Annotated in this window: 4 protein-coding genes; all 4 read right to left on the bottom strand. The window is 62.6% G+C overall.

Going from position 1 to position 14,009, the window contains the following annotated elements; translation table 11 throughout:
* Positions 1-104 precede the first annotated feature (104 nt).
* Genes GSQ80_RS08885 through GSQ80_RS08870 form a run of 4 tightly spaced genes read right to left on the bottom strand, consistent with a single transcriptional unit; the run spans position 105 to position 13,993 of the window.
* Positions 105-1,904 carry a hypothetical protein gene (locus GSQ80_RS08885; RefSeq protein WP_158787272.1) on the bottom strand — a complete coding sequence of 600 codons (1,800 nt, stop codon included), beginning with the start codon at positions 1,902-1,904 and terminating at the stop codon, positions 105-107.
* The gene (locus GSQ80_RS08880; protein WP_158787271.1) at positions 1,901-9,583 is read right to left on the bottom strand and encodes a hypothetical protein; all 7,683 of its coding nucleotides are present in this window, start codon (positions 9,581-9,583) and stop codon (positions 1,901-1,903) included. Before GSQ80_RS08880 ends, GSQ80_RS08885 begins: the two co-directional genes overlap by 4 nt.
* A complete protein-coding gene (locus tag GSQ80_RS08875; protein ID WP_158787270.1) occupies positions 9,570-11,963 on the bottom strand; it encodes a VIT and VWA domain-containing protein in 2,394 nt (797 codons plus the stop codon). Before GSQ80_RS08875 ends, GSQ80_RS08880 begins: the two co-directional genes overlap by 14 nt.
* Positions 11,960-13,993 carry a hypothetical protein gene (locus GSQ80_RS08870; protein WP_158787269.1) on the bottom strand — a complete coding sequence of 678 codons (2,034 nt, stop codon included), beginning with the start codon at positions 13,991-13,993 and terminating at the stop codon, positions 11,960-11,962. The genes GSQ80_RS08875 and GSQ80_RS08870 overlap by 4 nt, the downstream gene beginning before the upstream one ends.
* Positions 13,994-14,009: the final 16 nt, after the last annotated feature.

Genomic DNA, 14,009 nt, shown 5'->3' with positions numbered 1-14,009 from the left:
CTTCAACCCATCAGCATCTTAAGTTTGTGAGGGTACCGGAGCGATCCGTCACGGTCTGTGTTGCGGAAGCAAGAACTCGAAGCAAGCGCGTAGAGGCGTGTCGGTCAGTGCGTCTGCCAAGTGTAGGTGACGGTTTGACGGAGATTGGAATCGACAAGGCGCTCGACGACGCGCTCGGATTCGAGGTCGGCGAAGGTGTTGGAGAGCGAGCCGAGGTTCTGGGAGAAGAAGGCGGGGGCGGTGGGGGCTTCTCCGGTGGTTGCATCGGGTGCTGTCGAGGCAGGTTTAAGGACGGTAGGAGCGGAATGATTTGTGCCGTCGATGAGGGAGGTGAGCCGCAGGTAGGGAGTGCGCTGGGTGGAGTGATTGAAGACGGCGATCGAGGTTGCGGTAAGGGGGGTGATTCTTGGCGAGTTGATGGCGAGATTGTGCAGGAGATCAGAGAGGAGTGATTCATCGTCCGCGAGGAGGATGAGGTTTCCCGTTGCTGGGGTACTTGAGATTGCAAAGAAGAGGTGACGCGGACCGGTGAGGGCGCTGATGGGAACGCCGGAGATTGTGCTGGACTGGAAGTTGACGCCGATGCTGGCGGCAGTTAATTGGCCGCGAAGAATTTGCTCTAGCGCGGATGCCAGGGCTTGCTGATTTGCGGGGTTGGCGGTGTGGAGGACGACGGCGGAATGAATTGGGATCCAAAGGCCTTGCGGGTCGGAGGGATTTTGCGCCGAGGAGAGAGTGAGAACGGCGTCGAGGCCAATGGTCTGGAAGAGGTTCTTCAGGCCGTCGGTAGAGGACGTTGGAGAGACGGGCGGTAGGGCGTCGATGCGGGTCTCGAGATCGGTGGCAGAGCCGGACTGCGGAGCGTCGGTGGTGGGGTTCGGAGCGCTCTCGGGGTTGGAGGTTGGGGTGTTGGACGTGCCGACAAGCTTCTCGTGAATCGCGGTAACCGCGACGCTGGGATCCTGGGTGGCCACGACGCGATAGACGCCGGTGGAGGGTGGCGGCAGCGTTGCGAGCGGCGCGAGGTTAAGCGTAGCGGGTTCTGCTGCGGTGGGCTTTGGCAGGAGAACTCGCTCTTCCCGGAAACCTTTGGATTCAATGTAGAGGTCGGAGGCAGCGGCGCGGAACTGCTGGGTCCAGGTGACGTTGCCCTGGATCCAGTAGGAACGGAAGTGAGGGTCGACGGCGATGCGGTCGAGATTGAGCACCATGTGGAGCGCCGGTGCAGACTTCTCGGCGGGGAGGGCGGCGGAGACATCGCGGAACCAGGGCTCCTGCTCGACGGAGTTTGCCGGTGAGGAGGCGGCGATGAGCGTGAGCGCGTTTGCCATGAGGTCTTCGCGGGTGGCGAGGAGGATGAGGTCGCCGGTGGGACTGGGGACGCGCGCGAAGGCTACGGTGCTGTAGTCCGTGCCGGAGGTGCGGATGTAGAAGTCCGTGTTACCGGCATGTCGGCGTTGGAAGCTGGCGCGCGCCTGGAACAGTGCCGTCTGGTCGGCCTGGCCGGCTGGCAGGCGCGTGATGTAGAGGAATTCAAGCTTGCCGATGTCGTACCAGGCGAAGACAGACTGCTTGCCCGCGATCTCGTGCAGTAAGTCGACGCCAACGGGAATTCCAGCGGCGGTCGCGAAGTTGGTTTGCGCGTCGCTGAGACGACCGAAGAGGCGTGAGTTCTGAAAGACAGAATTGTTGTCGGAGGCGAGCCAGGACTTGCACTCGACAGAGTTCGTCCACTGCTGAAGGAGGGCGGCGAAGTCTGGCGACTCGATGGTGAGCAGTGCGTCGGCGGGGACGTAGGCCGTGAGGGATGCAGGGGCGACGGATTGCTGCGCGATGCGGATGCGATAGGCAATGGCGACCGACGTGGTGATAAGGAAGAGAGCAATGGCGGCGCGGAGTTTCATTGGCTGTCCTCCTGATACGTGTTGGAGGCGGTGAGACGCGGGCGGACCTGACTGGGTTGAGATAGCGCCACGTGCAGATGGGGGCTTCGGGCGAGGTTGCGCTGAGCGACTAGAAGGGCAGTTTTCAGTTCGTCACGGCGGCGGATGAGGTCGGGCTGGGGTGAATCTTTAGCGAGTGTGACTGCGAGCTGGGCATAGGCGAGAGCAGCCTTGAGATCGTTGTCGCGCGCGTTCGCAGAAGCCAGGAGTGTCGCAAGGCGGATTCGCTTGGCGAGGTCAAGACTGTTCGAGCCGGGAGGTAACGAGACGGCGGAGGCAGCGTTGCCGGAAGCGGTAGTGTCCGCGTCAGGGGCTGCGGACTCGTCGCTGGGCGGTGCGTTTTGTATGGAGCGAAGGACGGCCAGGGTAGCGGAGGGATCTGCAGTGGGTGCCTGCAGGAGAAGTAGATCGAGCCTGGCGCGGGTCGTGTCCTGGCCGTCTGGGCGGATGGCGATGGCCTCGCGGAGGAGACGTTCGCGATCGGCGATGGAGGTGGACGCGATGGCGGCGGCAATGATGCGGGATTCGTCCGCATAGGGTTGGCGCGCCGTAGCCGCAGTGGAGGGATGCGCGATGAACGAGAGCTCTTGACTGCCGAGCTCGACAGCTTGCGGTGTGAGAGGAGCCAAGGCGCGCGCGGCTTGAATGCGCAGATTGTAGGGCGCCGTAGCGTCACGGGCTACGGATAGCAGGTCCGTGCGAGCCTGGTCTCGGGCATTTGAAGCGAGTTCGGCCTGGGCTAGTCGCAGACGATAAGAAGCATCCCAAGGCACGGACTTTGCGAGCGACTGGAGGAACGGAATGGCCTCGGTGAAGCGGTTGTTCTTTTCCAGGAGCGAGGCGGCGTATTCCGTGTTGATGAAGGGATTGGATGGCTGGCCGCTGAGGTTGTACTGGATGCTGGCGGGTTGGGCAGGACTGAACTCCGGATCTCCGGAGAGGGGGAACTTCATGGTGCCATTTTCCGGGCTCGATGCGGGCTGGAGCGCTAATTGATGGAGCAGGTCGAGTGCGCCTGGCAGGTCGCCTGTGTCGATGCGGAGCTGGGCGAGTGCGAGGAAGTCGGTGGGTTGAAGGCTGTCGGTCTGCTGCTTGTACGCGAAGATGAATTCGCGCAGCGGGCGGATGGCCGTGAGATTGGGCTTGTAGGCGGGTGTAGGTTTCATCAGGCGATAGAGGGCGGAGCCGAACGAATCCTTGGGAACAGAGTCGGGGTTGGCGCGCCACGCGTCGAGAAGAGCTTGCAGGCGGTTGGAGCGAACCGCGAGGATGATTTCGTCCATGTGATCGGACTGGCGATCTTTGTCAGGCAGCAAGTTGAACGTGGCCTGGGCCTTTGCAACCTGGTCTTGATTGAGGTAGAGCTCGATAAGCTGGGCCTGGTAAGCGGCAATGCTGCGGGAGGATGTGTCATCGGTTGGATGGGCGCGGAGACGTTCGACCTGGCGGAGCAGGATGGGCTCGCGCGATGTGTCGGAGAGCCATTTCTCTCGCTCGAGGTCGTCGAGGATCTGATTGGGGTCCGAGGCCGAGTTGGTGACGGCGAGGATCAGGTTTGCGCCTTCCGCGGGGGTGGGCGATGCCTGGTAGACAGCCCTGAGGAGTTCGTTGGAGCGGTAGTTGCCGTTCTTTGCGAGGTAGAGGCCGAGAATGGCTTCGATCTCAGGGCGGCAGGTTGCGATGAGATGGAACTGGCCGATATGACGGGAGATGGCTTCAAAGGAGGTGAACCAAGTTTCGGGATACATGCCGTGCTGCTGCATGGAGCTGAGGATGGCAAACGACTGGCGCCAGTGGTTGAGCGCGGCATCGTGCATGTTGGCGCGATAGAGCGTGATGGCGAACTCGTCCTCGATGGCGGGATCAGATGGAGACAGTTCGAGAGCGTGGTTGTACTCGGCGATGGCAGAGGGGATGTTGTGAGCTTCGGCGTAGGTGCGCGCCAGGTTGAGATACGGTGTGGGGGAGGCGGGAGAAGCTTCGAGCTCGGCGGGCAGGAAGTCTTCGGCGTTGGGTAGGGGCTGGGCGGCATCGTGAACCGTGGAGAGGAAGATACCGAAGCGGCTGGCGTAGTAGAAGAAGGTGTCGCCGGTAAGCTGGCGCGTGGGATCGGGAGGAACGGCGAGGCGGTCGGCGATGGTGGCGTTCGCGGCGAGAGACTGGTTGAAGTCAGACAGATTGACGGTGGTGGCGGTGGGGCTAACGAAGTAGGTTTGGACGAGCGATGCCGACGCGGGACGCCAGACCGGATGCAGCGATTGCCCGCGACTGGAGACGGCGGCGAGGGCTTGCGCCTCGGTGCCGTGGGTGACCGTGTAGTTGAGTGCGGCATCGGCGAGGGCGGCGTTGCTGTTTGCTGCGAGGGCAGTGAGTGCGAGGGGATCGCGGTGCAGGAGGAGATCGAAGTAGCGGGTACGAAGTGGAGCATTGCCGTGAAGGACGAGGGTGCTGATGACGCGAAGTTCGTCTGTGGTGTCACCGACATCGCGGTAGGCTTGCGCGGCTTTCATGAGAACAGGATTGCGGCGGCGCGCCAGCAGGCGGGCTGCATAGGTTTCGAGGTCGTGGGCTAGCGAGGAGAATTGCAGACGGCTCTGCTGGAGAGATACATAGAGGTTGAGCTGGGTGTTGTTGCGCTCATCGGTGGGCAGGCTCTGTTGGCGCCAGTCTGCTTCGCGGTCGGCGAGGCCGGCAGCGGTTGCAGCTTGTAGGGCGAGAGTTGGGTTGGCGTTGGGCTGGGCTGCATTGTGGAGCTTGTCGAGGATGAGGGCGAAGACTTGCTTTTGTTCGGGCGTGTCGTAGGTCTGGATGGTTTTCCCGAGGGCGTCGACGGCTGCTTTCAGACTGTCGTTCGCGATCTGGCGGCGCTGGGTTGCGAAGTTCTTACGGAAGTCAGCGGACTCGTCGTCGGTGATCTTTTCGCGGGCGAGTTCGGCCGAGAGAACGGTGGGCGAGGTTGCAGAGACCTCGGCTGCTTGGCGGGCGGTAGTGAGCGTTGCGAGGGCGCGATCGGCCTGACCAGAGCGCGCGAGGATGCGGGCGTAAATGACGGCGCCGCTCTCGGGCTGAGGGTAGGCGGCCGTGGTCGGCGGAGTCAGCAAGTTGGAGCCAGCGAGGGCTGCGCCTTGCTCGGCGAAGGCCTTGGCTTCGGTAAGCAGGTTCCAGTGTTCGAGCTGCGCGGCAACGGTAAAGTAGTCGGTTGCGGCTTGAACGTGGCCATCGATATAGGCCACTTGCAACGCTTTGACGGCATCGGCGGGACGCTGCTGGCGGGCCCGGAGCTCGGCGAGGCGGACCATCCATGAGGGATCGTGGTAGGTGAGAAGGTAGAGGCGTTGGAAGTCGGCGGCGGCGAGTTCGGATTGCGCGGGATCGGCCTGGCTTAGTCGCAATTCGATTTCCGCGCGCGTGGTGTAGAGGTCGACTCGATCCTTGCGAACAGCGATAGCGAGCGAGTAAGCGGACTCGGCCGCGGGAAGATCGCCGAATGTGGATTCGGCTGTTGCGAGCAGGATCATGAAGCGGGAGTCGCGCGGAGATTGCTTGATGGTAGCGCGGAGAAAGTCGAGGAGCTGCTGCTGGCGGCTGTGCTGGAGAGCGTAGAGAGCGGCTTCCTGCCCGAGGCTGGCGTCTTCAGGGAAGGCTGAGAGGAGAGCGATGTACTGGTCGGTGGCGCCGGGAAAATCCTTGAGGCGAGTGAGCGCGGGGATGAGTCCGCGGCGGAGAAGCGCGATGTTTTGTTTGCGGGCGTCGGTGGTGAGGCCGGGAGCGCTGCGGGCTGCGTCAAGCTGAGCGAGGTAGAACTGCTTGAGGCCGGCGTCGTCGTGTGCGCGAGCGTAGCTGGTGGCGACGACGTCGAGGATGCGCGGGTCGTAGGGTGTTTGCGCGAGAAGGGTGAGCGCGAGGGTGCGGGCTTGTGCGGTGTCGTTCGTATCGTTGGCGCGGCTGGCGGCTTCGAGGGTGAAGTCGCGTGCTAGGGATGGCGTGGCAAGCTTGGCCGAATCGAGCAGGGTGGCGATGGCGCGCTGTGGCTGGTTGGTCCGTATGAAGAAGTCGGTGGTGGCACGGACGACGCCGAGGATGCGCGGATTCGCGGAGTAGACGGAGTCGATGATACGGGTGGCCGCGGCAATGTCGTCATGGGATTCGAGCGAATGGGCGAGCGAATACTGTAGTTCGATTTTCTGCACGGGGTCGGCGGTAAGAGTCGCTTGCTTTTCGAGCGCGCGCTCGTAGACGGGGGTGAGCGTGCGGTCCTGCGCGAGGGCGCCAATGGCGGCGGCTTCGTCGAGCGTTGAGGTGCGATCGAGGGCCTGGTTGAAGAGGGTGGTGAGGAGGGGATTCAGTTCGGGGCCAGGATGCTGCGCGGCGAGGATGTCGGCGCGGAGAGTGAGCGCAGCGGTGTTGGACGGGTTGTCGGCTACAGCTTTTGTGGTGGCTGCATCTACGATCGCCCTGGTGTTGGTGCGGGTAGCGAGCTGAAGGAGGCGGGCGTTGGACTCCTCCGAGCCGAGGAAGCTTTGCGCGGTGGAACGGAAGTTGCTGTCGCCGGCGTCGGAGGGTGGCTTGAGCCACGCATCGATGACACCCAGCGCGGAGTCGAAGTGACGCGGGATCTCGATGGGATGAATGACGGCGTTCACATACTCGGCGACGGCTGCGGGCAGGTTGTGGCGATTCTCTTCGATGGCTCCGGCTTCGTATCCAAAGAGAGCGGGCGAATGGAGGTGGGTGCGTGCGGCAGTGATTTCGGCGAGGGCGTCGTCGAACTGGAAGTAGTCCCAGAAGATGGTTGCGGTGGTGAGATAGGCCTGCGTGGAGTTGGGGTGGAGCTCGGGGATGCGGCGCCAGAAGGGCGCGGCGGCGGCCAGATCCTCACCGCCGGTGCTGGTGGCTTCGGCGTAGAGATCGCCGAGCGTGGCGAGGCGGTCGGGACTATCGGGTGCGGCGGCGAGCAGGTTTTTTTCGAGCGCTACGGCGCGAAGCGTTGAGGTGGGTTGCGGATCGAGATAGGCGAGGGAGCGATAGAGGGATACGGCCTGGTCGCCGGTATCTGCGTCTGCGGGGTAGAGGTCTGCGACCGAGCCAAGCAGCGGGGCCCCCTGCTCGAAGTGCGAGGTGAAGATGTCGATCTCGGCTTGTTCGCGGATGGCTGCCGGGTTGGATGGCGGCGAAGCAGCAGAGGCCTGGTTGTTGAGCGATTCGAGTTGAGAGAGTTCGGACTGGAGCTTTCCGGCGCGGCTGAGGTAGGTGAGGAATTCGTCACGCAGGTCGTCAGACTCCCACCATTGGCTGCGCAGCAGGGCTTCGTATGCGGCCGTGTCGCGGGTGGTGGCCGCCTGGTAGGCCGTGAGCAGGTTGTGCGTGAAGACGAGGTCGTGGGGAAAGCGTTTGGCGGCGTAGAGGTCGAGTTCTAAAGCGAGCTGCGGGCCGATGGGTTGTTTGGGATTGACGTTAGCGAAGAAGTTGTCGAGGTCGGTTCCGGAGAAGATGTCGGTAGCTTTTTTCGCGAGCTCTGCGAAGGCTTCGCGCTTCTTCTCTCGCAAATAGAGGCGTGCGAGCTTGTCATAGTTGGAGGGTTGCTGAAATTTCGCAATTGCCTGCTGGTAGATCTGCTCCTGCTGTGCGGAGAGATTGTTTTGCTCGAAGAAGGTCGCGAGCCGCTCGTAGAGTAGCGGGTCATTGGGGTTGCGATCGAGTTGCGTACGCAGCACGGTGAGCGCGCGGGGAAGCTGGCCGGTCGCTGTAAGCCGCCCGAGATAGCGGTCCAGGATGGCCGTGTAGGCGGTGCCTTCGGGAAGCGACTTGCGCGTGGGAAGCTGCGCGAGGGGCTGGGCGTTGAGCTTCTGCGCTGGTAAAGCGTCACTATCGACGGAGTCGGGATCCTGCACGCGGACGTAGAAGCCGACGGTGCCGGGGGCAGGTGCGGGCGGTGGCGCGGTGGAAGAGGAGGTGAGCGGAAGGCCGGCGGTTTTCGCGGCGAGCTCGGTGAGGAGAGATTCGTAGAGAGCGAATTCGGCTGAGGTATCGTTCTGGCGAGCGTAGGCATCGGCCATGAGGCTGGCAACGTCGAGACGTTCCGGAGCAGACGGGAAGGATGCAAGGAATTGTTTGCCGGCGGAGATAACGGTTGCGGGTTCGCCGTAATCGGAGAGAGCGCGAATGAGTTGGGCATGCAGTGCGGGGCGTTCGGGCGCAGAGGGAAAGCGCTGGTCAAGATCGGCGAGGAGCTCGGCAGCCTTGGCGCGATGGAAGTAGCGTTGCGCCTTGGAAGTTTCGGATTTGTACTGAGACTCGGGGCTTTCGCCGTTGAGCCAAAGCGAGAGGATGCCATTCCAGTAGCCGGGGCCTTGGTCGAGCGTGGCGATATCACGATAGAGTGTGAGGTTCTGCGCGCCAAGTGCGAGCGGTTGCTCGGGGGCTTGCAGAAGGATATCGATGAGACGGGCGAGACCGGCCTGCGCGGAGGGTTCGCCGGTGGGCGCGGTTCCGGATGAAGCAGCGAGCGCGTAGTTGTAACGGGCGGCCTCTGCGTACGAGTGGATGGAGAGGCTGAGGTTCGCGAGCGTGTAGAGATCGGTGGGAGTCCAGGGGGCATTGCGCGTGTCGCGGGCGATGCGGAAGGCGTCAAGGGTTTGCTGCGCGGAGTCCGTTCGTCCTGCTTGCTGATCGTAGTAGAAGATGCGGGCAAGTGCGTTGAGAGCTTCAGGGCCATCGGGATGCGCGGCGAGCTGGTCGCGGGCCGCGGCGACGAAAGCTCGCTGGCGATGAGTCTGCTGCAGCAAAGCGAAGTAGGACTGGATGAGCTCGGTGGGCCAGAGGGGCTGGAAGGCATGGTCGTAGACGGCGAGGGCGGCGTCGATGTTACCGCGATGGAACTCGATCAGGGCCTGGGCGCGGATGGGGAAGATTTTGTCCTGGGGAAACGCGTGGGTGTAGCGTTCGATCAGCGATTGCGCGGCAGGCCAGTCCTGCTGGTCGATCTCGAATTGAAAGAAGGCGGCGTAGACGGCGGGCTGGTCGGGATAACGTGCGAGGAAGGCGTTGAAGGTGGATGCTGTTTCCGAAGCTGGTAGGCCTTGCTGATAGATGGCGCCGAGAATGCGTTCGAAGGCGAGCCACGAGCGCTGCGCGGCGGGATCGATGTAGGTTTCGGAGGGGAGGGGAGGAGCGGCGGCAACGTCTTTCAGGACCGCGATCTCCTGGGGGATCATGAGGCGGCGTTGGTAGAAGTCGGCCAGTTCGAGACGGGCAGCGGTGGGGTCTGGAGAATGCGCCACGTAGAGCTTCCAGTCAGATTCAGCGGCCGGTTCGTCGAGGGCTTGCTCGTCCGTTCGAGCGCGCAGTTGATACAGCTCGGCGTCACTGGAATTCGTGGCGATGAGGCGCGATAGTTCGCTGGCAGCTTCTTTGGGAGGTCGTGGATAGAGCGCCTGGACTGAAGGCAGCTGCATGGCGCGATAGAGCGCGGACTCAACAGTGGAGGCGCCGACGACGTGTTGCAGCCAATCAGGGAGGGTAGCCCTGGCTGCGAGCGGGACGGTGAGTGTGCCGAGAACGACGCCCGCGGCGAGTAGGCGCCGATTGTCCTTTCGGAATAGACGCGTCGAAACATTGCGTACCGGTTTACGGGACGACATCGAGGGACACCTCCTGACTGCCCAGATTGTGAGCGATGTCCTCGGCTGTAACCGTGAGGGTGTAGCGGCCGACGGGAAGGTCGTTGGGAATGGTGAGAACGCCGGTATTGATTTGGGCGCGGGGATTCCAGCGAAGAGGGGTGGAGGCGACGCCGTCGATCTGGGCTGTAAGCGTTCGTGTCGAAGAGGAGGCGGTGGCGTGAATCTCAAAAGCTTCGCCACGGTGGGCGCTGGTTCGGGCGAGCTGCAGTTTCACTGTTGGCGGAGTGCTGGCGATGACGAAGGTCTTCGCCTCCGTGTAGGTGTTGCCGTGAGTATCCCGGAGGAGGAGGCGCACATTGTAGGTGCCGTCCTTCATGTCAGAAGGAGCGAGGAAGCGGGTCTCCCAGAGGCGGTTGGCTTGATCGCCGGGGGCCTGCAGATCTTCGCTGGCAAGGTGCCGCAGCGGCTTGGTGAGTCCGAAGGGAAAGAGGGCAATCACAGAAGTGATCGCAGGGTCGGTGCGGACGCGCAGGACCGGATCTCCAGGACGGATCACGCGGGGGCGGAGGAGCGATCGCGGGACAGCCAGGAAACTGGTGTACGGGGTGACGAACTTGTAGCGACGCGACAACCGGATGATTTCGGCGATGGCGGCTTCACTTTCGCCGTCGCTGTCGATCTCAGCGAGCAGCGCATTAACGCGGGCCTGTGCCCAGATGCGCGGGAGCTGGGGATGCGTGAGGTCATTCGCAGGAAGCGCGGTCTGAGCGGTTGCAATGAGTGGCTTACCATCGCGGGTTGCGTGCAAGGTGAGTGTCAGAGGCGCTGGAGAGGGTTGATACTGTCCAACCCACTGTGCGATGGAGCCGGGATAGATTGCATCGTCGAGCGGATAGATATACGAAGTGTTCGCAGCCGGCGAGGCGGTGAGGGTCGTGCTTGCGAGGGGATTGAGGGTGAGCTTGGAAATCCACGACTGGAGATGAAAGTCGACAGGCTCCGTGGAGAGAACCGCTTCGAGGAAGCCGTTGTTGCGGGCGAGTTTGCGGAGGAATGGAAGGTTGGCATCATCTCCTACCGCGAAGACATCGGTCTGTGGCGGATGCGGAGACTGCTTCCAGAGGGCGGTGTAGCGGGCCGCGATTTTGTTGCCAAGAACAGTCTCTCCGCGGTCGGAGCCGCCATCGGAGAGGAGAGCGATCGTGGTGTTGGGCTGAGTGGATTGGGCGATGGCTGCGGTCAGGGCTTTGAGGGCATCGGTTCCGCCACGAAGGTTGCTGGAACGAACGAAGGTGAGAACCTGCTGAATGGCATCGGGGGTCGCGGCGATGGGCTGAGGCTTGAAGGGGGTGACGGATTGATTGAAGAGGAGGACGTTGAAGTGGTCTGCGGGCTTGAGAGTGCGAAGAGTGGCTTCGAGTGCCGCGTAACTACGCTCGAGCTTGTCCCATTGCATGGAGAGTGAGTTGTCGAAGAGCAGGATGACGGTGCGTGGAGGAGCCTGAGTGGCAGGTTTCGGGGTATCGGGATTCGCAACGAGGATCTGCGCCTGGAAGAAGCCGGGCTCGGGCGCGGAGATGCGGGACGATGCGAGCGGTTCGCTGGCAGTTGGGAGCGGCGTTTGAGGGTCGCGATGCGTGATGACCTCGACCTGGTCTGCATCGGCTTGAGAAAGAAGCCAGTTGGCTACGAAGTCCTGGTCGAGCGATAGATTGGAGGCATGCATCGTGCCTTCGACGGTATGCTTGTCGTTGCTGGTGAGGGTGAGAGGAAAGTGTGCGGACGGGGCGGTGAAGTTTTGCAAAGCGTTTACGGAGTGAAGGGCGAAATGCAGGGTGAAATTGCCAACGGCTTGTTGCTGGCCAGCGTCGGGCTTCAGTGAGAGAGTGAAGGATTGTTTGAATGCCGAAGTCGCCAGACGCTGGTGGTATTCGATCTCGAGACGCTTGGTGCCATAGGCTGGGATGGGGACAATCTTTGCCGTGAAGAGTGAGGTGGCGCGCGGATCCTTGTCATCGCGCTCCCCGGCTTCGAGCAGACCGGGATCGACGACCTGCAGGCGAGCCTGGTCGTAGACCTGCTCGGCGCGTTTGCGCTCGAGGATCACGGCAGGAATGCGCACGGCCCCGTCCCACACGGCGAAGTCTGAGACCGTGGAGCCGCCGGGAAGCGCGAAGCGGTACGTGCCTTCTTCGATATTGCCTGAGTGGTTTGCGAAGATTTGGATGATGGAAACATGGGCATCGCCATTGTCGATGGTGACATCGACTCGCATCTCGTCGAGCGAGAGGATGGCGGGGTCGGGAGCGTCTTTGTCGCGGGGGATGAGGGTGCCAGACTGCGCGCTGGTTGGGATAGCCGCGAAGGCGAGCAGAACGAACAGAGCCAGGGTCTTCATGGCAGATTCGCCTCAGGAATCCGGACGAGGCCATTCTCTGTTCCGATGTAGATCTGACCTGCGCGGGCGGCGAAGGCAGTGATGTTGAGCGATGGCAAGCCGTTGGTAACCGCGGACCATCGGCCGGAAGCGACAGAGTAGACCAGCATCCCGTTGCCCAGAGTTCCGGCGTAGATGTGCGAGGCAGTTGCATACAGGGCGTTGGGGTTGATGACCAAGTTGCGCGGCATTCCGGGCGGCAGTTCGATGGGTGTGAAATGCCCTTGGCTATCGAGTGTCTCTACGCCTGCGCCGTATGTGCCAACAAGCGTTGTGTTGTCCGTGGATGGGAGCAGGGCGGTGATCCAGTTGTGCTTGAGGCTTGAGTTGGAGACGGTGAGATTGCGCTCGACGGCGTTCGACTTGAGGATAGAGAGGCCGCCGAGGGTGCCAGCGAGTAGTTGGCCCGAAGGACCGGCAGAAGCCAGAGCGTAGACGTGATTGTTGACCAGACCCTGGAAGGCATAGAGGCTCTCGGCGCCGGAAGGACCGAGGAAGCTGATGCCGGCGGACGTGGCGAGGACTGTGACAGCGCCCTCGAAGGTGACGTCGGTGATGTGATTGGAGATAAGGCCGTCGCGCTGGGTGAGCGTCTGGCGGGGCCGACCTTGAGCGTCGAAGAGGACTAAGCCGTCGGCTGTAGCGGCATCCATGGTGTGGCGCTCCGGGTCGATCACGAGGCGGTTGATACAGAAGAGGTGGTCGTCCTCAATGTGTCGAACGGCACCGTCGGGGCTGAGGAGATCAACGCCGTGATCGAAGAAGCCAACGTACAGGGTGCCGTCGGGTGCGAAGGCAAGTGCGGAGATGTTGGCGTCGGCGAGGGTTGACGGCTCGGGAGATAGCGCTGGTGTCCAAGCTGAACCCTCTCGCCGCAGCAGAGTGCCGTCGGCCAGGGCAAAGAGCGCATCGGGCTCAGTTAGAAACGCACCAACCCGCTGGAGAGAGGGGCTGGCCGGTCCGGTCGAGATAGAAACACGGCGAAGTGAGGGAGTGCTGTCCAACGGAATTTGTTGGATTCCCTGGTCGAGTGTGCCAATGATGAGCTGGCGCTGGTCGACAACAAGGCTATGGCTGAACGTGCCTTGAGCTAGCAGACGCGTCGGGCGAAACGAGGGAGCCGCGAGATCGAATTCGGCAGTGCCGACAGGCGTACCGACAAAAGCGCGAGGCGGGCCGGGACCGCGAGTGATGGCGAGGGACTCGACTTGGTCGTCGGGCAGGCCAGAGCCCGAGTTGGCGTGATCTACAGTGCCCGCGTGGACGTAGAACACGCCGGAGTTGCGGGTGCCGATGAGGAAGGATGCGGAGTCGATGGCGGCGAGGGCTGTGACCTGAAGCGTTGCCGCGTTGACTCCGGGTAGGTTGAAGCGAAACGGCATGAGGGTTGCGCCGTTATAGAGGAGAACACCACGACGACGGGTCCCGAGCAGCACGTCGCCGTCGGCCAAGGGAAGCACCGCGGTGAGGTCGCGGGCTTCTGTGTCCTTAGGCAGAAGTTGGTGAAGCGTTGGGGAGGAATTGGATTGCGGCTCAAGGAGGAGCAAGCCGGCCCCGGCGGTGGCAAGCAACAGTTGCGGATCGCTGGTTCCGCGGAGACGGCCGCTGGTCACGCCGTCTATGGGGGCGACCGGGAGTTCGAATCCGCAGCGGAGGCGGAACCGCGGCGTGCCATCGCCACGGAGAATGGTGAGGCCGGATGGGCCGCCAAGATAGAGATTGCCAAGGAAGAATACGCCGCTGTTATAGCTGGGCCTGGAAGCTACGGTTTCGGCTCCGAGGCTGCGCGCGAGGTTGGAGGAGGAGTCCAGGGTCTGCAGGTTGAAGGCTAGCTGGTCTGCAGTGGCGGCAGCTTGCGTGGCGCGATGGAGAGCTCGGCGAGCGCTGAAAACGACCACAAGCGCCGCCGCCAGTAGAAGGACAAGAGGAATGAACAACAGCAACAGACGTCGCGATTTTCCCAGGCCACCGGAAGGGTGCGGCGATTTCATTGCGAGCTTGAACTCC

The sequence above is a fragment of the Granulicella sp. L46 genome (assembly GCF_009765785.1).
Taxonomy (GTDB): Bacteria; Acidobacteriota; Terriglobia; order Terriglobales; family Acidobacteriaceae; genus Granulicella.
This window is presented reverse-complemented; position numbering and strand designations above follow the sequence as displayed.

Coding starts and splice junctions, on each gene's coding strand:
- GSQ80_RS08885 (WP_158787272.1), bottom strand. CDS start 1,904: ATGAAACTCCGCGCCGCCATTGCTCTCTTCCTTATCACCACGTCGGTC.
- GSQ80_RS08880 (WP_158787271.1), bottom strand. CDS start 9,583: ATGTCGTCCCGTAAACCGGTACGCAATGTTTCGACGCGTCTATTCCGA.
- GSQ80_RS08875 (WP_158787270.1), bottom strand. CDS start 11,963: ATGAAGACCCTGGCTCTGTTCGTTCTGCTCGCCTTCGCGGCTATCCCA.
- GSQ80_RS08870 (WP_158787269.1), bottom strand. CDS start 13,993: ATGAAATCGCCGCACCCTTCCGGTGGCCTGGGAAAATCGCGACGTCTG.